Raw genomic sequence first — 20,699 nt, 5'->3', positions numbered from 1 at the left:
ACGGGGAAACGATTCAATATTGACCTTGAAAGGTGGTTACTTGAGGCTGGTGACATTGTTACTCCCCGCCGAGTAATTGACGGGAAACCACTGGAAGCCATGTTGTTTCGCCCGCAGCCGACCCAGCCCGGGAAAAGGAACGTGAGCGGCGGCGAACAAGATCTTGCCATCCGCGATGCTGGTGAATTCCTTAATGCGCTCCTTTTCGGCTTGTTTGCTATCGCTGTCGAACGCAACGGAGACCGTCGGATCCTGAAATTGAATGGCCGCGACATGGATGATGTCGCCCACCACCATCAACCGATTTCCCTGGCTCTCGATCATGTAGCCCACGTGCCCTGGTGTATGTCCGGCACTTTGATACGCACGGATACCGGGAGTCAGTTCTTCCTCGCCGTCAAACGGACGTATCCGGCCAGCCTTGATGTAGGGGGCCATGATTGTCATGGCGCGGCGGTAGGTGCCTTTCTGGTCGCCGCGATTGCCCCCGGGCGCCTTGGCCATGCTCGCTTCGCTCAGCCAGTAGTCGAGCTCCGTGCGATTGGCGCGGATGATCGCATTGGAAAAATTCATCTTTCCATCCGTCGTCAGCCCGCCAATATGGTCGGCGTGCATGTGCGTGATGTAGATCTCGTCCACTTGAGACGGGGTGTAGCCGGAGGCGCTCATGTTTGCCGCCAGCTTGCCGAGGCGCGGGCCGAAGATATTGCCGGCGCCGGTGTCGATCAGGATGAGTTTGCCCCCCGTATTAATCAGGAAAGCGTTATAGGAGGTTTCAAGCGGGCTCTCCAAATAGTGCGCTGCCAGCACTTCGTTGGTTTTTTGGGGAGTGATGTTGGTGAGGAACTGATCGACCGGCAATTCCAGCGTGCCGTCATTGAGCGCGGTGATCTCGAACCCGCCCAGCATGAAACGGTAGAACCCCGGCGCCGACGTGCCTGCAAAAGGGGCAGCCGCGTGCACCGCACCTTGCAGTAGCAGGCACATGGCAAGCAAGATGTACAGGGCAAGCGACCGAGGCGATGCGAGTGAATGTTGGTATTTCATGAGTGTCCTTTTGTTGAATTTAGAGGCAACGCAAACCATTAACGGTGCTTTCGCGAGTCGCCGGTTGGCGACTGAAGCCAGCCGTATAGCATGCAACGAAGGGTAGTCTCGCAGAGTTCGATATTGTTCATCAACTGAATATAATGAACACTATCCGTTCAATTTTGTTAGGGGTCATATGGAGTGGAGCGATGTCAGGATCTTTCTGGCTGTAGCGCGTACAGGCACGCTCGGCGCTGCCGCGCGCTTACTGCATCTCAGCCATCCAACCATCGGGCGGCGGTTGCGCGCCCTGGAGGAAGCCACGGGCCAAATGCTTTTCCAACGAACGGCCGATGGCTTCGTTCTGACCGAAGAAGGCATGGGGGTTCTGCCGCTGGCCGAGCAAATCGAGGAGGGAGCACTGGCGATGGAGCGGCGGCTGGCCGGAAAGCAGCGTACGCTGGACGGCATCTTGCGGATCACCTCCGCCGACTGGTTCGGCGCCTATGTACTGCCGCCGGTACTGGCTGAATATGCGGCCAGCTATCCCTTGGTCGAGATCGAGGTGCTCACCGGAACGCGTCTGTTCAACCTGGCCCAGCGCGAGGCCGACATAGCATTCCGCATCGTTCCCTTCGAGGAACAGGATATCGTGCAAAGGCGGTTGCTCCGGATGCGCTATGGAGTCTATGTGGCCACCGCCAGCCCCGACCCGGTCATAGGCGACGGCAGCGGAATCCGCCTGATCACCCCCGATACCTTCAGCGGGACTTTTCCGGATACCGCATGGCTGAAGGAGATGTTCCCGAACGCCGGGGTTGTATTGCAATCGAATAACCGGAGCATCAAAGCGCAGATGTGTGCGATGGGGATGGGCATTGCGGTGCTGCCACGCCCACTTGGCGATCAGGTCAACGGCATCCGCCTGCTGGAACTGGGGGTGGAACCGCCGCATCGCGAAATCTGGATGGGCTACCATCGCGACCTCAGGCGGCTGAACCGCCTGCGTGCCTTCGTTGATCTTGCAGTCAAGCATCTCGCCAACGCGACGTTTGATGCGTCTGCCGGACTGCCGTGAGCATCTGGGAATGGACGTTTTGCGCCCTCCTGGTTTCGTTTCATCCGGCCCTGTGATTAGGCGGATCCCTCACGAGATCCGTCAACAGGCCCAGGGAGCCACAGAAAATCTGACAGGGATGTGATGCCTGTCGTCAAGCAAGCGCGTCAAGAGGAATGGCATACGGCAACGACACCGAATTATTCTTATTCTCTGGCTGTCCGTCTCCCAACCGGAACTGCGCGACAATGCTGGCCAGCCGGGAGGCTTGCTCCTGCAGTTCCTGAGCGCTGGCGGCTGCTTCCTCGACCAAGGCTGCATTCTGTTGCGTGACTTGATCCATTTGACCGACCGCCTCGTTGGTTTGACTGATCCCGCGACTTTGCTCCAGGCTGGCCGAAGTGATCTCTGCCACCACGTCACTCACCTTTTTCACGCTCTCCACCACCGTCCTGATGGTGGCTCCGGTCTTGGCCACGCTCTCCTCGCCAATCCGTACCTGTTCCACGGAATCGGAAATCAGGACTTTGATCTCCTTGGCGGCGGCAGCGGAGCGTTGCGCCAGCGAGCGAACTTCCGCAGCGACCACGGCAAAGCCGCGGCCCTGTTCCCCGGCCCGTGCCGCTTCCACCGCTGCATTGAGCGCAAGAATATTGGTCTGAAACGCAATCCCGTCGATCACGCTGATAATTTCCACGACCTTCCTGGAGGACGAATTGATTGCATTCATCGCCTGCACCACCTGCTCCACCATGTCGCCGCCGCGGCCAGCGATGTCGGATGCGGAAGCAGACAGGCGATTCGCTTGTATGGCATTGTCGGTGTTGTTTTGCACACTGGAGGTAATCTGCTCCATGGCTGCCGCAGTCTCCTCGAGGGAACTGGCCTGGGCCTCGGTCCGGGATGACAGATCGAGATTTCCGCTTGCGATGTCGCGCGAAGCCATATGAATGGTGCGGCTGGAATCGCGAATCTCTAACAGGACATGTTCGATCTTGTCGACGAATCTGTTGAAGGATGACGCGATCTGGGCCACCTCATCGCGTCCCGTCACCGGAAGGCGCTGAGTGAGATCGCCGGTACCCGAGGCGATTACATCCATGGCGTCGCGTACCCGCGACAAGCGTGTGAAGGAACGCGCGGTCGCAACACTGCTGACCAGAGTAGACAAGGCTGCCAGCAACAGCGCGGCGACTGCCGACGCTCCCAGCACGCTACGCATGCCGGCGCCGGCGTCATGCCGATCCAGCGAGATGACCAGCCGCCAGTCGGTACCGGGAATAGGCACGGCACGCAACCACTTACCGGCGCCATCCATCTCCACCTCGCTGACGCTCCCGTCGCGCGCCATCCCATCCAGCTGTGCGACGGTGAGTGAGGGAGCGATGTCGGTTGCCGGTTTCAGCAAAAGCTTCTCATCCGGGTGCGCAATCACCGTGCCGCCGGCATCGACAACGAATCCGATGCTGGCGGGCGTCGGATGAATAGCGCGGACGACTTGCCGCACCGTGTCCAGCGACACTCCGCCGGCCACCACGCCATACACAATGCCTTCGCGCAGGATGGGGGCGGTGAACGACACCAGGATCACGCCGGTGGCGGAACGGTAGGGTCTGGTGACAAGTGGTTTCTTGGCCTTGAGGCTATCCTGATACCAAGGACGGCCGGTCGGATCGTAGTTGGCGGGCAATCCAGGCGTGCTGGAAACAAAGTGTTTGTCCTGCCAACCGGCGGTGGTCAGCGAGAAGCCACCCGATTTCAGCAAATGGGCGGAGAGGCCACCTGGATCGCCAGGCGCGATGTCGGCGGCCGCCGCCGACACGGCCGCAGCCTTTGCGCTGCTCCATTCCGAAATGGCGAAGGCGTTGGCCGTCGCCAAGGACTCCAGGTTGCTGGCAGTAGTACGCGCATTGTCCGCTCGCACCAATAGCCAGATTGCACAGCTGGTCAGCGCCAGCGATACCACCACGGTTGCAGCAACGATCGCCAGAATTCTGGTGCGAATCGAAGACATCATGTCATGTTCCCCATGCGGTCTGAATGGCCGTGCACGAATGTGGCGCCATCGGCATCAGCATGCTCTCACAGCGTGCTGACGGCGATGACGGATCAGAACGTCCGCGCACCTTACTCGCCGGACTTCCAGCTCAGCGCAATCAGCAAGGCGCCCAGACCGGCGGCCAGCAGGAACGCGAAGGCGAGGTTGAACGAACCCTTGCCAGCTGTTACTAGCATGCCGATAACCACCGGCGCGATGCCGGCTGCGACCTGTCCGCCAAAATTGATGATGCCGGAGGCGGTTCCCACCGATTCGTCGGGCAAGTGTTTCAGCGGAATCGCGAAGACAGTGCCGTACACGGCGGTATAGCCGACCAGGCTCAAGGTCCAGAAGGCAAGCAGCCACGGCAGGGTGGTGGCCACCGCCATCAGCCCCAAGAAGACGATCACCATGGCCGCGCCAATGCTCATGAACAAACGGTCGCGGCCCTGTCCCACCTTGTCCAGCAGCCAGCCCACCACGTTGAGCGCGGCGAACGCCACCAGGTAGGGAATGGCAGAAGCTGCACCGACGTGCACGATGTCGATGTCGCGGGTCTTCATCAGGAAGGTGGGCATCCATGAGATCAGACCGACATAGACAATATTGCTGAAAAAGAAAATCAGCATGGTCTTCTTCAAGACCATTTTTCCAAACAGCGTGCGAAACAGACCCTTTGTACGCACCTCTTGTGGTCGCACCGGCGAATCTTTTACAGCGAACCAGAGGACTATGGCCACCGCGACGCCTATCAGGCCGAACGCGTGATAAGCGAAGCGCCAGCCGTGAGCATGTATCAGCGCCGCAATGGCGCCCGTACCGACCGCACTGCCAAGAAACGACGCGCCGATGATCAACGACTTGGCGCGCGCTCGCTCGGGCTTGGGAAACGCCTCGGCAATCGTCACGGTACTGGCTGGTGCAAAACCGCCTTCGCCAAGGCCGAAGAGCAGCCGGATCACGATCAGGCCAAAGAAGCTTCCCGCCAGCCCGGTCATGCTGGTGAACACCGACCAACAGGCTACACAGAACACCAATACCCTGCGTGATCCGAAGCGGTCGGCCAGCCAGCCCGCCGCCAGTTGCATGAGCGCATAGCTGATGTAGAAAGATCCCAGAACCAGGCCGGCGGCTTGCGCATCCAGTGCAAACTCCTTGGTGATCGGGATGATGGATACGCTCATCGCCATGCGGTCGGCATTGGCGAGTATCCATGAGAACAACAGCGTGACGAGTACGAATATCTTCTGTCCGCGCCCGTAGCGGGCGGCCGGCCGAGGCTCCTGCACTTGACTGGCAAGCGCGTTCTGGTTGATTGATTGAGACATTTAGATTCCTGGTAAAGAACAACGTGAAAGAGCCCATCCCGATGAGGAATGGAAACGTTCAACACGCCGGCCGGCATGGTTGAAAACTTGGGCATGCAAGATGCGCGCCCTGGTGAATCGGCTGTACTCCGGCTGTACTCCGGCTGTACTCCGGCTGTACTCAGCCGCGCAACGCCAGAAAGACCTCTTCCAACGCATGCACGCCCGAAAAACCCTTCAACATCCCGAACAGTGCCTCGGCGCCGATTCCCATCGGCTTGCCGTGCGCGCAGTCCAGGAATTTCTCGCGCTGCTCCGGCTCCGAGAGCGGGTTCTGCGCACAGCCCTTGGGATACATGGACACTTGCTCCAGCACCCGGCCATCGGCAAACGTGATCCGCGCCTGGCAATCGCCGCCCCAAGGCAACGCTGCTGCCTGTGCGGATGCCTGGCGCTCGTGCATTTGCACCAGCGGTAGCAGCTGTCTCATTGCAACAGGCATGCGCGCCACAAACTCCTCGCTGAAGTGCGCCATGCGAGGCACCCCCTCAACCAGTGTCAGCGCAGCGCAGTAGTTCATGCTGAAACGCGCCTGCGCGCCGCTCTCCGGCTGGCGGTAACGCAGATTGGCAATCATGAAGGCCGGCATATGCAGGTCAATGGCGGCAATATCCTTGATATCAAAGGCATGCTCGCGCGACAGTCCCAGCAGGGCATCGATGCCCAGGTGCGACGACATGCAGGATGGATACAGCTTGGCCACCAGGCCGTATTCGTCGATGGCCAGCGGCGCGTGCGGGAACAGGCTGGCGGCAGAATCGCCGTCTTGCGTGCCGCCGGCATACAGTTCCGATAGCGACCACTTCCCCTGCAACATCTCCTCCACCCCGGTGATGCCGGAAGCGGCCAGACGCGCGGCCAGAACCCCATGCATGGCCGCGAACCCGGCGTGCATGGGCTTGACCATGGAACCGAACTGGCGCTTGCTGCCGCCAGCCAGGCTGCTGCCGATACTGATGGCGTGCAGCACACCCTTCTCATTCAGCCGCAGCAACACTGCACAGGCGGCGGCGACGCCAATGGCACCGATGGTCGACGTCGCGTGCCATCCCGATGCGTAGTGCGAGGGATTCATCCGCTTGCCGATCTGCGCCTCCACTTCCAGGCCGACAATGTAGGCGTGCACGATAGCGGCCGCATCGGCGCCGGTTTCCTCGGCCAGCGCAAACAATGCCGGCACGAGGGAGGCGCTGGCATGTGTGACAGGTGGGAAAAAATTGTCGTCGAAATCCAGCGCATGGGCGGCGCAACCGTTGACAAGCGCAGCCCATGGCGCACCTACCGTAGCCTGCTGCGTGATGACACCAGCCCGGCCGGCGCTTTCCGCCGCACGCAAAAACCGACCGGCGTTGATGACGACCACATCGTCGCGACCGCCCAGCAGGCAGCCAACCACATCGGTGATCGCGGTATGCGCGCGCTCCACCGACGACGCCGGAAAGCACCTGTCATAGTCGGCACACCAGGCGGCCAGGCGCCGGCTCAGGCCATTCATATCGTTCGCTGCGCTCACGCCACGCCTCCGGCCGCGACCGGCCCCATGCTTGTCGCCCGCACGTAGGCGTCGAAAAAGTCCTCACATCGCGCCAACTGATCCAGCGTCACGAATTCATTGGGCTTGTGCGCGTGGGCAATATCGCCGGGCCCGCAGACCATTGCAGGGATGCCTGCGGCGCTGAACAGGCCGGCCTCGGTGCCGAAGCCGACCTTGTTGGCACGGTCTGCGCCCAGGATATGCATCGCCCGACGAGCCAGACTGTCGCCGGCGGAAGTATCCAGACCCGGATACGCAGACAGCACCTCGAACTCAACACTCCCGATTGTTTCGGCGTCTCCCGCATACCCCGCCTGCAAACGCATCTGCGGCAACATCTCGCGCTCAACGTAGCAGCGCAGTTCATCCATTACTTGCCGGGGATCCACGCCGGGCAGGAAGCGGTGCTCGAACACGAACTCGCAACGGTCCGGGATGGTATTGATCACGGTTCCCCCCTGAATCACCGTAGTAACGATGGTCGAATACGGCACATCGAAGGCTTCGTCCCACGGACCGGCAGTGCGCGCCGTTCCGGCGATCTCACGGATCTTCACGATCAGTTCGGCGCTGAAATCGACAGCATTGATGGCCAGCTGCGGAGAGGAAGAATGCGCAGAATGCCCATGCACGCTGCAGCGATAAGCCTGCTTGCCCTTGTGAGCCAGCACCGGCTGCATCATCGTCGGTTCACCGACGATGCAGGCGACCGGCCTGATGCCGTTGGCCCGCAAATCTTCCAGCAGGCCCCGCACACCCAGGCAGCCCAGTTCCTCGTCATAGGAAAACGAAAAATGGATGGGCGTATGCAGTGTCTGCGCAGGTATGAGCCGCAGGCGCGTCAGGCAGACGGCAAGGAAGCCTTTCATGTCGCAGCTGCCTCGTCCGACGACCCGATCGCCCACCCGGGTGGCGATGAAGGGATCGCTGTCCCAGTTCTGGCCGTCGGCAGGCACGACATCGGTGTGTCCAGAAAATACCGTGCCGAAGCCTGGACCTTCGCCATAGGTGGCAAACAGATTGGCCTTTTTCGTACTACGGTCGTAGGTCAGTCGCACCGAGGCGCCCAGCGCCTGCAGATAATCGCGCGCCCATTCGATCAAACCGAGATTGGAATCGCGGCTGACGGTCTTGAAGCCGATCAGCTCGTTTAGCGTCATCAGGGTTTCCGGCGATGGCTCCGCGCCGCGAAACGGGGTGGCAAGGCTCATGCGTTCCTCTTGGAAAATTTGAAATATTTCCGAATCAAGTTGACCACCGACCATGACAGATTGCAGACAGAATCGAAGCGCAATTCAGTCAGTTCCATGCAAGCCATTTTCGATTCCAGATACCCGGCAAGACCTTGATTCAGTAGAATGAGCACATGTTAGAGAGCATCGACAAATGGAGCGATGCACAGATTTGCAATATTTTTGATTTGCTGTGCAGGTACTTGAACAGTACAGATTGAGGAGATGATGAATGGCCTTGATACATCTATCGGCCAGTGTGCGCATGTCGCTGGTGGAGCAGATTGTGGAGCAGCTGCGCAAGCTGATCGACAAGGGCACATTACGGTCGGGTACCAAGATGACGTCGATTCGCCTGTTCGCGCAACAGCAAGCAGTCAGCGTGCATACGGTGGCCGAAGCCTATGAACGCCTGGTCGCGCTGGGCTATTTCGAATCGCGGCCGCGCAGCGGCTTCTTCATCAAACGAGCCCATACAGCGGAGCAGAAACGCGATCCCACGCAAAGCTTTGCCAAGGCCTTCGACCACCTCTGGCAGCTGCGCTCGCATCTGATCAACGCCGACGGACTGCTCAATGTCACGTCCGGCAAGCTGCCCACCGACTGGATGGATGCCGACATGGTGCGCGCCAGCCTAAAGTCGGTCGCGGTCAAGATCGACTCCGCCATGCTGCAATATGGCGATCCGCATGGTTACCTACCATTGCGCAGCCTGCTTCAGACGCGTCTGAGCGATCTCGGCATCCACACCCAGTCCGACCAGATACTGTTGACGGGCGGCGCCTCGCAGGCGATGGATCTGATCATCCGCTATCTGCTACGTACAGGGGACAAGGTGCTGGTGGACGATCCCGGCTATTTCAATCTGTTCAGCAACCTGCAGATGCAAGGTATCGAGCCCTTGCCGGTGCGTCGCAATCACGACGGTCCCGACCTCGATATGCTGGAAAATCTGGCGCAATTACACCGCCCCAGGATGATGTTTACCCAGTCAATACTGCAGACGCCCACCGGCTCCACCATCTCTGCTGGCAACGCCTATCGCCTGCTGCGCCTGGCCGAGCAATACGACTTCCGCATCGTTGAGAACGATGTCTATGCCGACATGCTGGGCGAACCAGTGCCGCGCATTGCCGCCCTCGACCAGCTCTCTCGCGTGTTGTACGTGGGCAGCTTCTCCAAGACCTTGTCGGTATCGGCGCGGGTCGGTTATGTGGCTGCTGCCGCTGCCGATATCCGCGATCTGGCCAACATGAAGATGATTACCAGCATCACCAGCGCGCAACTGGCCGAAAAATTTGTTTTTCACGCACTGACCGAGGGCCTATACCGACGCTCGGTGGAACGCCTTCGCCTGCGTCTGGCCGCCAGTATGGCGGAGACGGAAAAAGCCTTGCGTCCGCTGGGCTTCCAATTCTTTTGCCGGCCCCTTGGCGGCAAGTTCGTTTGGCTGCGTCATCCGAATTTCGAGAGCTCTTCAGATATATGGAAGCTGGCCGGCGACGCCGGCATCGTGATCGCTCCGGGCAAAGTTTTTCGCAGCAGCATGCAAGACACGCCGTGGTTCCGACTCAACGTAAGCTATGGAACAGAGCCCGCTCTTTTAAAATTCCTCAGGACGATTTGTTAAGCGCAGAATGTTCTTGAAGCGTTACGTCCCAGGCTGATCTGATGAGAATCTCGTCCGCAATCGACCAGAAGCAGACAACGGTTGGATAAAATTAATAAAAATGAAGGGTTCCACGATGTCCGAGGGACGCAAGGTTCGTTCATGGGAAGGTCAAATCCAAACCGAGCACCCTGCCAAGGGCGAAAGTGACGAGCCCCAGGCACAGCAGCGATAGCACCGCGACTGCGGCCACCTTGCCGCCTGCGCGTAGCACCGCACGCCTCTCCTTCTCCGTCCCCTTCTTCCCTTGATCGTAATGCCATTTGACGGCAAAGAACATGCCCGTGCCGAGCACGAGGACCTTGAACACAACGAAAACTATCGGGACCCATTCCATCATTTTTAGTACTTCCAGAGAGAGGAGAAAACGTCAGCGACCGCCATGCAAGGATGGTGTTGCTGCACGTCCTGACGCATACTACTTGAAAGCAATTTCCATACATTGAGACAAAATGTCCCAGTCGAAAAACATACAAGATGAAAATTTGCCAATCTGGTTGCCGCGATTGTCCGTGCACGGCGGGCCGCGTTTTTTGCAGATTGCGGATGCGTTGCAGGCGGCGGTGGCAGACGGATCGCTGAAGCCGGGCGACCGTCTGCTTCCGCAGCGCCAGTTGGCGGTACAGTTGGACGTCGACCTGACGACGATCACCCGCGCATACGACGAAGCCAGACGCCGCAACTTATTGGAGGGCCGCGGCGCCCGAGGTACTTATGTCGCGGCGCCAAAAGTCGAATTGATCTCGATCCTCGACCTGAGCATGAATACCCCGCCACCGCCGGATGGCGTGGACTTCGACGACATGTTGAAACAAGGTTTGTCTCAAGTATTGATGAGGGCCGACAGTGAATTGCTGATGACTTACCACCTGACCGGGGGAAGCGAGTCCAACCGCAAGGCTGGAGCCAAATGGCTGGCGCCGATGTTTGGACATCTGGATTCTGGACAGGTTGTCGTCTGTCCAGGTGCGCAAGCGGCGATCGCTGCATTGATCCTTGCACTGACGGCGCCTGGCGATGTTATTTTGGCAGAGCCAATGAGTTATCCCGGCTTGCGTGCCGCAGCGACCCAATTAGGCCGGCACATCATTGCGGTGGAAGCGGACGAGCATGGGATGATGCCTGAGAGGTTTGAGGAAGCGTGCCGCCAACACAAGCCTGGGCTGGTCTACCTCAATCCGACATTGCAGAATCCGACCGCCGTCACCATCCCGGAACGCCGGCGCAAGGAGCTCGCCAGCATCGCGAAACGCTGCAATGTGCGCGTCGTCGAGGACGATCCCTACTGGCTTCTTGCCGATGCCCCGCCTCCGCCTATTGCCAGGTTTGCCCCGGAACAGGTGTACTACATCTCAACCCTGTCGAAATGCCTGACGCCCGGCTTGCGTATCGCCTTCGTGCTCATACGCGACCCGCACGAACGCGAACGTTTCCTGGTCGCGCTGAGATCATTTGCGCTGATGGTCGCTCCTCTGACGGCGGCATTGGCCACTCAGTGGATCCTCGACGGTTCGGCTGACGGATTGATGGAAGGCGTACGCAACGAGGCGCGCCTGCGCCACCGGATGGCCCGGGATATCCTGGCGGGGCGGTACAGCGGCGCCGGAGACGGCCTGCATGTATGGCTCGAATTACCGGCGTATTGGAACTCCTCACAGCTTGCGCATGCAGCTGACAGCGAAGGCATCGCCGTCACACCGGCGGAGGCATTCGCAACCGGCAACGGTTCCGTGAATGCAATCCGGATCTCCTTGGGCAGCATCAAGGATCGTGGACGCTTGCTGGCGGGTCTTCAACGGCTGTCTCATCTGCTGGCGCGGCGGCCCGAGTCGTTCAGCGCTGCCGGAGTTTAACTCCCGGGGAAACACTCTGCATCATCCGTAAGTTCTCTCAATGCGGTCGCACAGTGGTGCTGATGAGAGGAATCGAACCTCCGACCTACTGATTACGAATCAGTTGCTCTACCAACTGAGCTACATCAGCACGAGGCAACATTTTAGCAAAAACCGGCTTTTGCAAAAACCACCGGCAAGGTCCCTTGCCTGTCCCGAAGCAGCGAGACTTCATGCTGTCTTCACATAAGCCCAAGCAACATCGGCGCAGCGACGTTACAATCGCCATCGCACCATGTTGGTGCCTTGTTCGATTACCACTCTTCCCTCATGAATCATTCCGAAACGGCACGCGGCATCGCTTTGTCGGTGACGGCGTCGCTGCTGTTCGCCCTTCTCTCCGCCTACACCAGTTGGCTGACGCCGCTGGACGGGCTCGACATCTTTGCCTGGCGCATCTTGTGGACGCTGCCGCCGGCGTTGTTGCTGATCGTCTGGCGCAAACATGGCGCGCAGTTGCGCGATGCCGTTGTTGCATTGCTGCGCAGTCCGCTGCAGGCGCTGCTGTTCGTGGCGATGACGGCGATGCTGGGCGTGCAGTTGTGGCTGTTCCTGTGGGCGCCGGTGAATGGGCGCGCGCTGGAGGTGTCGCTCGGGTATTTTTTGCTGCCGCTGGCGATGGTGCTGATCGGGCGCTTCTACTATCACGAGCGGCTTGACGTCTGGCAGCGCATCGCCGTGGTGTGCGCGATCATCGGCGTGCTGCATGAGCTGTGGATGACGCGTGCGTTCTCGTGGCCGACACTGCTGGTGGCGCTGGGGTATCCGCCCTACTTCATGATGCGACGCCGCCTCAAGCTCGATTCCATGGTGATCTTCATCATGGAGATTTTCCTGCTCACGCCGGTGGCGCTGTACACGCTGGCGATCAGCCCCAATCTTGCAGGCGTGTGGCAACGCCCGGACATGTACCTGATGCTGTTGCCGGGACTCGGCCTGCTTAGCACGGTGGCGCTGGATTGCTATCTGCGCGCCAGCCGCCTGTTGCCGATGGGCCTGTTCGGCATCCTCGGCTATGTCGAGCCGGTGTTGCTGGTAGTGGTGGCGATCATCCTGCTCGATGAAACGGTGAGCGCGGCGCAGCTGTGGACGTATATCCCGATCTGGATGTCGGTGGGCTTCACCGCAATCCACAGCGTGCGGTTGATGCAGCGGCGCTGATCCCACAGCTGCTTCCGTCATCACCGTCGTCGCTATTCTGACGCCGCCTTCAGCACTACGCTGATAGGCGGCGTCGTCGCAAGGGCGCAGGATGATCGTTCTGCCGGCAGGGGGAATCCATTCTCTGCCGGGACCACCACCCCACATGGAGAAATCATCATGGCCAATCCATCCTCATCATCTTCCCCTTCAGCTTCACCGCTCTGCGTCGCCATCCTCGCCACCGACGGCTTTGAACAAGCCGAGTTGCTGGAACCGAAGAAGGCGCTCGAAGCCGCCGGCGTCAAAGTCGACGTGATCTCGTCCAAGGCCGGCTCGCTGCAGGGTTTCAAGCATGTCGACAAGGGCGAGCAGGTCAAGGTCGACAAGACCTTCGACCAGGCGCGTCAGGAAGATTATGCCGCCGTGCTGTTGCCGGGCGGCGTGGTCAACGGCGATGCCATGCGGCTGGTGCCAGAAGCCGTCGAATTCGTGCAGCAGGCCAATGCGGCCCACAAACCGATCGCGGCGATCTGCCACGGCGGCTGGCTGCTGATCTCGGCCGGCCTGGCGAAGGATCGCACCGTCACCAGCTGGCCGAGTTTGCAGGATGACTTCAAGAACGCAGGCGGCAAGTGGGTCGATCGTGAAGTGGTGCAGGACGACAACTTCATCACCTCACGCAAGCCGGATGATATCCCGGCCTTCAACAAGACCTTGCTGGAGGCGTTGAAGAAGGCTGCATAAGCCAATAAACCGATAAACCGGTAAGCCAACCGCACGTCGGCGCAATAAAAAAGGGACTTGCTTCGCAAGTCCCTTTCGTTCGTCCCGCGATCCGACAAGGAAAATTCATTCCTTGTGATAACCGGTGACGCGCTCGACTTCGTTCTTCGAACCGAGGAACACCGCGACGCGTTGATGCAGTTTCTCCGGCTGGATATCGAGGATGCGCTGGTCGCCATTGGTGGCGGCGCCGCCGGCCTGCTCGACGATGAAGGCCATCGGGTTGGCTTCGTACATCAGGCGCAGTTTGCCTGGCTTGTCCGGTTCACGCGCATCGGCCGGATACATGAAGACGCCGCCGCGGTTGAGGATGCGATGTACGTCGGCGACCATCGAGGCGATCCAGCGCATGTTGAAGTCCTTGCCGAGCGGACCGGTCGAGCCGGCCAGCATTTCGTCGACATAGCGCTTGACCGGCGGATACCAGTGGCGCGCGTTGGAGGCGTTGATGGCGAATTCCTTGGTGTCGGCGGGAATCTGCATGTCGCGCTGGGTCAGCACCCAAGCGCCCATTTCGCGGTCCAGCGTGAAGCAATGCACGCCGTCGCCGGTGGTCAGCACCAGCACGGTTTGCGGGCCATAGACGGCGTAGCCGGCGGCGACTTGCTTGGTGCCCGGCTGCAGGAAGTCTTTTTCCGACGGCGTGGTCATGCCGTCCGGCGCCTTCAGCACCGAGAAGATGGTGCCGATGGAGACGTTGACGTCGATGTTGCTGGAGCCGTCCAGCGGATCGAACATCAGAAGGTATTCGCCTTTCGGATAGCGGTTCGGAATCGGATGGATGGTTTCCATTTCTTCCGACGCCATGCCGGCCAGGTGACCGCCCCATTCGTTGGCTTCGAGCAGGATTTCATTGGAGATGACGTCCAGCTTCTTCTGCACTTCGCCCTGCACGTTTTCGCTGCCGGCGCTGCCCAGCACTTCACCGAGCGCGCCCTTGCCGACGGCGTGGCTGATGCTCTTGCAGGCGCGGCCGACGACTTCGATCAGCAGGCGCAGTTCGGACGGGATCTTGTTGTGCAGACGCTGCTGCTCGATCAGATGCTGGGTAAGGCTGATGCGTTTGGTCATGTTGCTCTCTCTTAAAATCAATGCAGATTCGTTGCGGCGCCGGCCGGTGTTCTGACAGGCGTCAGATTATTCATGTTTATTTATCGGCCAGCGACTTGGTGATCACCTCGGCGACGTCGCGCGACAGCTGGGCCGTGCCGGCGACTTGGCGCAGGGCGTTGCGCATTCTTTCCTGCAGCGCCGGTGAATACTTGCGCCAGCGGTCCAAGCTGCGCGCCAGGCGTGCGGCGACTTGCGGGTTGCTGCCGTTGAGCGCGATGACTTGCTCGGCCCAGAAAGTGTAGCCGCTGCCGTCGAGCGCATGGAAGGCGGAAGGATTGCCGTTGCAGAAGCTGAAGATCAGGCTGCGCGCGCGGTTCGGATTCTTCAGGGTGAAAGCCGGATGCTGCGCCAGCGTGCGCACGGTCTCGACGTCGGCGGTACGGGCAGTCGCCTGCAACGTGAACCATTTGTCGATGACCAGGGCTTCCTGTTCGAACTCGTTGTAGAAGTCTTCCAAAGCCTTGACCTTGCCGGCGGCGCCGCTGTTGGTCAGCGCGGAGAGCGCGGCCAGGCGATCGGTCATGTTGTTGGCGTTGTCGCATTGCTGTTGCGCCAGGGAGTGGGCCTGTTCGTCGTCGAGCTCGGCCAGGTAGGACAGCACCACGTTCTTGAGCGCGCGCTTGCCGGAAGCGGCGGCGTCGGGGCTATAGGCGCCGGTGTCGTGATTGTCGCGGTAAGCCTTGAGCAGGTCGGCGCTCAACTCCTTGGCCAGCGTGCGGCGCAGGAACTGGCGCGCAGCGTGGATGGCTTGCGGATCGATGACTTCCATCTGCTCGGCGATCATGGTCTCCGACGGCAGCGTCAGCACCAGTTCGCGGAACGCCGGGTCGAGCGAGGCGTCGTTAAGCGTGGCGCGCAAGGCATCCGTCAGCGCGCTGTCGTGCTGCAGGCTGTGCAACACGGAATCGACCGAGACCACGTGGCCCGACTGGCGTGCGGCCTGCACCGCAATGGTCAGGTTGAGCAGACGGCGCGTGGCGAGGCGTTGGCCTGCTTCCCAGCGGTTGAACGGATCGCTGTCGTGCGCCATCAGGAAGGCCAGCTCGGCGTCGCTGTAGTCGTATTCCAGCACCACCGGCGCGGAGAAGCCGCGCAGGATTGACGGCACCGGTTTTTCGGCGACGTTGGTGAAGGTGAAGGTTTGTTTCGCTTGCGTCAGTTCCAGCACGCGGGTGGTCTGCGCCGACCTGGCGGTCTTTTCGCCGGCCAGCGTCAGCGCCAGGTCGCGGCCCTTGCGGTCGAGCAGGCCGACGGCGACGGGGATGTGGAACGGCAGCTTTTTCTTTTGACCGGGTGTCGGCGGGCAGGATTGTTCCAGCGTCAGTTCCAGCGTCCTGGCCCTGGCGTCGTAGCGTACCGAAGCAGCCACGCGCGGCGTGCCGGACTGGCTGTACCAGCGCTCGAACTGCTTGAGGTCGCGCTTATTGGAATCCGCCATGGCGGCGCGGAAATCGTCGCAGGTCACGGCCTGGCCGTCATGGCGCTTGAAGTACAAGTCCATGCCCTTGCGAAAGCCGTCGCGGCCGAGCAGGGTCTGGTACATGCGCACAACTTCGGCGCCCTTTTCGTAGACGGTGACGGTGTAGAAATTGTTGATCTCGACGAAGGAGTCGGGACGTACCGGATGCGCCATCGGGCCGGCGTCTTCCGGGAACTGCGCCTGGCGCAGCACGCGCACGTCGTCGATGCGCTTGACCGCGCGACCGCTGTCGCTGCCGATCATGTCGGCGGAGAATTCCTGGTCGCGGAACACGGTCAGGCCTTCCTTCAGCGACAGCTGGAACCAGTCGCGGCAGGTGACGCGGTTGCCGGTCCAGTTGTGGAAGTATTCGTGGCCGACCACGGCTTCGATGTTGGCGTAGTCGACATCGGTGGCGATGCGCGGGTTGGCCAGCACGAACTTGGTGTTGAAGATGTTGAGGCCCTTGTTCTCCATCGCGCCCATGTTGAAATCGCCGACGGCGACGATCATGAAGCGGTCCAGGTCGAGCTCCAGGCCGAAGCGTTCTTCATCCCAGCGGATGCTGTTCTTGAGCGAATCCATGGCGTGCTGGGTCTTGTCGAGATTGCCCGCCTCCACCCACACCTGCAGCAGCACTTCGCGGCCGGATTGCAGCTTGTATTTTTCTTCCTGGCAGACCAGCTTGCCGGCCACCAGCGCGAACAGGTAAGACGGCTTCTTGAACGGATCTTCCCACTTGGCGTAATGACGGCCGCCGGGCAGCTCGCCCTCTTCGATCAGGTTGCCGTTCGACAGCAGCACCGGATATTGCTTCTTGTCGGCGCGCAGCATCACGGTGTACTTGCCCATGACGTCGGGACGGTCCGGGAAGTAGGTGATCTTGCGGAAACCTTCGGCTTCGCATTGCGTGAAGAAATTGCCGTTGGACACATAGAGGCCCATGAGCGACGTATTGCGCTGCGGCTGCGTGGTGGTTTCGATTTCCAGCGTAACCTTGGCGGGCGCGCCGGCGATGCGCAGGATGCCGCCCTGGATGCGGTAGTCGCGCGCGGTCAGCGTTTTGCCGTTCAGGCGCAACTGCACCAGTTCGAGTTCTTCGCCGTAGAGCTCGATATCCTTGCCGGGGGCCGCCGGATTGCGCTGCATCACGATGCGCGTGGCGACGCGGGTCAGTTCAGGTTCGAGGTCGAAACCCATTTCGACGGTGTCGACAAAATAGGTCGGTGCGGCGTAATCTTTGCGGTAAATCGTCGGAGGCGTATCGGTGCGCATGGAGGAAATCCCGGGGAAAAATACAATGAGGTGCAATCAGGTGCAATGAGCTGCAATACCGGCTGCAAAAGCGGCAGCAATAGGAACAAAAGACAATTTTACCAATCAACCGAATGGATAGGCAGAAAAGGGAGAGAATAGTGCCCCGACATGCCTGAAGAATTTCACCGAAACCGTCGCGGCTTCCTACCGTTTGCCAGAATCACCGGAGAATCATCATGAAACGCTTGCTTGGCATCATCTTCACTGCAAGCAGCATCCTGCTCGCAGGCTGCGCCAGCACCATCAGCAGCGACGTCACCGCCTTCCATGCCTGGCCGAACGACCTGCCGGACAAGTCCTACGTCTTCACGCCGACCAAGGACCAGGAAGGCAGCCTCGAATACCGCAATTACGAACAACTGGTGCGCGCCGAGCTGCAACGCCTGGGCTTCACGGACGCCGCCGGGGCCAAGGCGCCCTTCAAGGCGACCCTCAAGGTGGCGTTCAGCTACGGCATGCAGGCCGGCACCGTCGTCGTAACCCAGCCGGTCTACGATCCGTTCTGGTACGGCCCGACCTATCCGGGATGGCGCGGACGTCCGTTCGGTCCCTGGGGACCGGGACCGTTCTACGATCCGTTCTGGGGGCCGCCGATGCAGACCACCACCTTCCCGGTGTTCCAGCGCCGCCTGTACCTGAGCATCACGCGCGCCGACAGCGACCGCAAGCTGTATGAAGTCACGGTCGACAGCGAAGGCCGCGAAGCGACGCTGCCGATGGCCATGCCGTACATGGTGGCCAGCGCGTTTTCGGAATTCCCGGGGCCCAGCGGCGTTTCACGCCATGTGGTGCTGAAGCTCGACAAGCGCGCTCCCGCAGCACCTACGGCCACCACCGTCAAACCCGCCGCCCCCGCTCAATAAGACGCGTCGGAAATGAAAATCCCGGCCTTGCCACTTGAGCAAGACCGGGATTTTTCATGCCCTCTTCGTGTTCTTCCCTATTCCTGATCAGGAATACAGCGCTTCGCTGCCGAAGGTGATCGCCACGATCAGCAGCACCGCCAGGATCAGCACTACCAGCAGCCGACCGAACTTGGGCGAACCGTCAGTGCCGGAGGGCTGCTCATCGGGATGGTTCATCGGGCTCTTGCCCGGATCGGAGATAGTCACGGTCGTCCTCAAGGAATCAGGATGGTGGAGCCGGTGGTCTTGCGGGCTTCCAGATCGGCGTGCGCCTGGCCGACGTCCTTCAGCGCGTAACGCTGATTGATGTCGATGTTGACCTTCTTGGCTTCGACCATGGCGAACAGGTCGCCGGCGGTGGCGTTGAGCGCCTCGCGCGTGGCGACATAGTTGCCCAGCGACGGACGCGTCAGGAACAGCGAACCGCGCGAGGCCAGCTCGCTCACGCCGAACGGCGATACCGGGCCGGAGGCGTTGCCGAAGCTGACCATCATGCCGCGCGGCGACAGGCAGTCGAGCGAGCCGATGAAGGTGTCCTTGCCGATCGAGTCGTAGACCACCGGCACGCCTTTGCCGTTGGTCAATTCCTTGACGCGTTCGACGAAATTCTCGGTCTTGTAATTGATCACGTGGGTACAACCCGCCGCCTTCGCCAGCGCGGCTTTCTCGTCGGTGCTGACGGTGCCGATCACGGTCACGCCCAGCGCCCTGGCCCATTGGGAAGCAATCAATCCGATGCCGCCGGCGGCCGCGTGCAGCAGGATGGTCTCGCCGCCCTTCAACGGATAGGTCTGGCGCAACAGGTATTGCACGGTCATGCCTTGCAGCATCATCGCGGCGGCGGTGTCGAAGCTGATCGAATCGGGCAGCTTGACCAGGATGTCGGCAGGCATCACGCGCGCTTCGGCGTAAGCGCCGTTGGGACGACCGGCGTAAGCCACGCGGTCGCCGACCTTGAAGTCGGCGACGCCGGCGCCGACCGCTTCGATGGTGCCTGCGCCTTCCTGGCCGAGACCGCTCGGCAGCGGTTGCGGATACAGGCCGATGCGGAAATAGACGTCGATGAAATTCAAACCGACTGCGGCGTGGCGGATGCGGACTTCGCCGGGGCCCGGATCGCCGACTTCAACGTCGACGTATTCCATGACTTCGGGCCCGCCGGTCTTGAACATTCTGATTGCTTTTGTCATTTCGGTCTCCTGGATGGCAATGGAAGAAAAACTAAGTCTTTCAAGCTTTTAAGTCTTTTTACGGGACAGCAAATAGATCCCCGACAGCACCAGCGCGGTGCCGGTCAGCTGGATCGCCGTGATCGGTTCGTCCAGCAGCATGGCGCCGAGAAACAGCGTCGACACCGGTCCCACCAGTCCGGCCTGTGCCGCGCTCGGCGCGCCGATGCGCGACACCGCGACCATCGTCAGGCACACCGGCAGCACCGTGCAGAACACTGCGTTGATCAGCGACAGCTGGTACACCTGGACCGGCTGCACCAGCGCCGAGGCCGGACGCAGGATGAAGAACTGGATGATGCAGGCCACCGACGATACGCACATCGCGTAGGCCACCAGGCGCATGGCGCCGACGCGGCGCACCAGCTCGCCGGAAAAGATCAGGTACAGCGCATAGGTGATGGCAGCGCCCAGCACCAGCACGCTGCCCAGCACGACGTTGTTGCCGCCGGTATTGATGTCGTGCTGCAGCACCAGCGCGGTGCCGAGGTAGGACACCAGCAGCGCGCCCCACTCGATCAGGCCGACCTTGCGCTTGTAGAAGGTGAAGGAAATCAGCAGTACGAAGGACGGCGTCAGGAACAGGATCAGCCGCTCCAGCCCGGCCGAGATGTATTGCAGCCCAAGGAAATCGAGGAAGCTCGACAGGTAGTAACCGATCAGGCCGAGGAAAGCGATTTTGGCGTAGTCGCGCCCGGCCAGCGGCGGCGAGTTGCGCGCCTGCCAGAACGCCAGCACCGCAAACATCGGCAGCGAAAACATCATGCGCAGGCTGATCACCATCACCGCATCGACGTGATAGCGGTACATCAGCTTGGCGACGATGGCCTTGGCGGAAAAGAAAATGGCGCCGACGACGGCGAGCAGCAAACCGCCCAGATAGGCGCGGCGCGGGGAAATGGAGGGGGAAAGCGCGGTGGAAGACATCGCAT

The 20,699-nt window shown here is 60.7% G+C and carries 17 protein-coding genes and 1 tRNA gene; 6 read left to right on the top strand and 12 right to left on the bottom strand.

What is annotated here, in order from left to right; genetic code table 11:
* Positions 1–36 precede the first annotated feature (36 nt).
* Positions 37–1,047: an MBL fold metallo-hydrolase gene (locus DXT88_RS06915; protein ID WP_265212143.1), complete on the bottom strand. Its 1,011-nt coding sequence runs from the start codon at positions 1,045–1,047 to the stop codon at positions 37–39.
* 178 nt (positions 1,048–1,225) lie between these two features.
* Here DXT88_RS06915 and DXT88_RS06910 point away from each other — a divergent pair, with 178 nt between their 5' ends.
* Positions 1,226–2,107: a LysR family transcriptional regulator gene (locus DXT88_RS06910; RefSeq protein ID WP_265212141.1), complete on the top strand. Its 882-nt coding sequence runs from the start codon at positions 1,226–1,228 to the stop codon at positions 2,105–2,107.
* Positions 2,108–2,240: 133 nt separating this feature from the next.
* Here the strand turns inward: DXT88_RS06910 and DXT88_RS06905 are convergent, their stop codons facing one another.
* The 4 genes from DXT88_RS06905 to argE all read right to left on the bottom strand — a co-directional run bounded on the left by DXT88_RS06905 (position 2,241) and on the right by argE (position 8,236).
* Positions 2,241–4,103: a methyl-accepting chemotaxis protein gene (locus tag DXT88_RS06905; RefSeq protein WP_265212139.1), complete on the bottom strand. Its 1,863-nt coding sequence runs from the start codon at positions 4,101–4,103 to the stop codon at positions 2,241–2,243.
* Positions 4,104–4,213: 110 nt separating this feature from the next.
* Positions 4,214–5,452: an MFS transporter gene (locus DXT88_RS06900; RefSeq protein ID WP_016834498.1), complete on the bottom strand. Its 1,239-nt coding sequence runs from the start codon at positions 5,450–5,452 to the stop codon at positions 4,214–4,216.
* A 160-nt stretch (positions 5,453–5,612) separates the two neighbouring features.
* Positions 5,613–7,004 carry an MmgE/PrpD family protein gene (locus tag DXT88_RS06895; protein WP_265212137.1) on the bottom strand — a complete coding sequence of 464 codons (1,392 nt, stop codon included), beginning with the start codon at positions 7,002–7,004 and terminating at the stop codon, positions 5,613–5,615.
* Positions 7,001–8,236: an acetylornithine deacetylase gene (gene argE, locus DXT88_RS06890; protein WP_265212135.1), complete on the bottom strand. Its 1,236-nt coding sequence runs from the start codon at positions 8,234–8,236 to the stop codon at positions 7,001–7,003. The genes DXT88_RS06895 and argE overlap by 4 nt, the downstream gene beginning before the upstream one ends.
* Positions 8,237–8,489: 253 nt before the next feature.
* Between argE and DXT88_RS06885 the strand changes: the two genes are divergently transcribed.
* Positions 8,490–9,887 (top strand): aminotransferase-like domain-containing protein, encoded by a 1,398-nt coding sequence (locus DXT88_RS06885; RefSeq protein ID WP_265212134.1) that lies wholly within the window; start codon positions 8,490–8,492, stop codon positions 9,885–9,887.
* A 139-nt stretch (positions 9,888–10,026) separates the two neighbouring features.
* Here DXT88_RS06885 and DXT88_RS06880 read toward each other — a convergent pair whose 3' ends face one another.
* Entirely contained in the window at positions 10,027–10,266 is a 240-nt protein-coding gene (locus tag DXT88_RS06880; RefSeq protein ID WP_265212133.1) for a hypothetical protein, read from the bottom strand.
* 112 nt (positions 10,267–10,378) lie between these two features.
* On the opposite strand from DXT88_RS06880, the gene DXT88_RS06875 reads away from it, so the two are divergent.
* Entirely contained in the window at positions 10,379–11,779 is a 1,401-nt protein-coding gene (locus tag DXT88_RS06875; RefSeq protein ID WP_265212131.1) for an aminotransferase-like domain-containing protein, read from the top strand.
* Positions 11,780–11,833: 54 nt separating this feature from the next.
* Here DXT88_RS06875 and DXT88_RS06870 read toward each other — a convergent pair.
* Positions 11,834–11,909: transfer RNA gene (locus tag DXT88_RS06870), tRNA-Thr, on the bottom strand.
* A 179-nt stretch (positions 11,910–12,088) separates the two neighbouring features.
* Here DXT88_RS06870 and rarD point away from each other — a divergent pair.
* Positions 12,089–12,979: an EamA family transporter RarD gene (gene rarD, locus DXT88_RS06865; protein WP_016834504.1), complete on the top strand. Its 891-nt coding sequence runs from the start codon at positions 12,089–12,091 to the stop codon at positions 12,977–12,979.
* A gap of 159 nt (positions 12,980–13,138) precedes the next feature.
* Complete coding sequence (locus DXT88_RS06860; protein ID WP_029363501.1) at positions 13,139–13,705, top strand: type 1 glutamine amidotransferase domain-containing protein; 567 nt, start codon at positions 13,139–13,141, stop codon at positions 13,703–13,705.
* A 105-nt stretch (positions 13,706–13,810) separates the two neighbouring features.
* Here the strand turns inward: DXT88_RS06860 and DXT88_RS06855 are convergent, their stop codons facing one another.
* Entirely contained in the window at positions 13,811–14,815 is a 1,005-nt protein-coding gene (locus DXT88_RS06855) for a class 1 fructose-bisphosphatase (RefSeq protein WP_265212129.1), read from the bottom strand.
* Positions 14,816–14,891: 76 nt separating this feature from the next.
* On the bottom strand, positions 14,892–17,591 hold the full coding sequence (pepN, locus tag DXT88_RS06850) for an aminopeptidase N (RefSeq protein ID WP_265212127.1): 2,700 nt from the start codon (positions 17,589–17,591) through the stop codon (positions 14,892–14,894).
* A gap of 218 nt (positions 17,592–17,809) precedes the next feature.
* On the opposite strand from pepN, the gene DXT88_RS06845 reads away from it, so the two are divergent.
* Positions 17,810–18,496 (top strand): DUF4136 domain-containing protein, encoded by a 687-nt coding sequence (locus DXT88_RS06845; RefSeq protein ID WP_265212125.1) that lies wholly within the window; start codon positions 17,810–17,812, stop codon positions 18,494–18,496.
* Between the two features lie 87 nt (positions 18,497–18,583).
* Here DXT88_RS06845 and DXT88_RS06840 read toward each other — a convergent pair whose 3' ends face one another.
* Genes DXT88_RS06840 through DXT88_RS06830 form a run of 3 tightly spaced genes read right to left on the bottom strand, consistent with a single transcriptional unit; the run spans position 18,584 to position 20,694 of the window.
* A complete protein-coding gene (locus tag DXT88_RS06840) occupies positions 18,584–18,745 on the bottom strand; it encodes a hypothetical protein (RefSeq protein WP_265212200.1) in 162 nt (53 codons plus the stop codon).
* A gap of 8 nt (positions 18,746–18,753) precedes the next feature.
* Positions 18,754–19,728 (bottom strand): quinone oxidoreductase family protein, encoded by a 975-nt coding sequence (locus DXT88_RS06835; protein ID WP_265212123.1) that lies wholly within the window; start codon positions 19,726–19,728, stop codon positions 18,754–18,756.
* Between the two features lie 48 nt (positions 19,729–19,776).
* Positions 19,777–20,694, bottom strand: a complete 918-nt coding sequence (locus DXT88_RS06830) for a DMT family transporter (protein WP_265212121.1) — start codon at positions 20,692–20,694, stop codon at positions 19,777–19,779.
* Positions 20,695–20,699 lie beyond the last annotated feature (5 nt).

The organism is Herbaspirillum lusitanum, from assembly GCF_026127345.1.
Lineage (GTDB): Bacteria > Pseudomonadota > Gammaproteobacteria > Burkholderiales > Burkholderiaceae_D > Herbaspirillum > Herbaspirillum lusitanum.
This window is presented reverse-complemented; position numbering and strand designations above follow the sequence as displayed.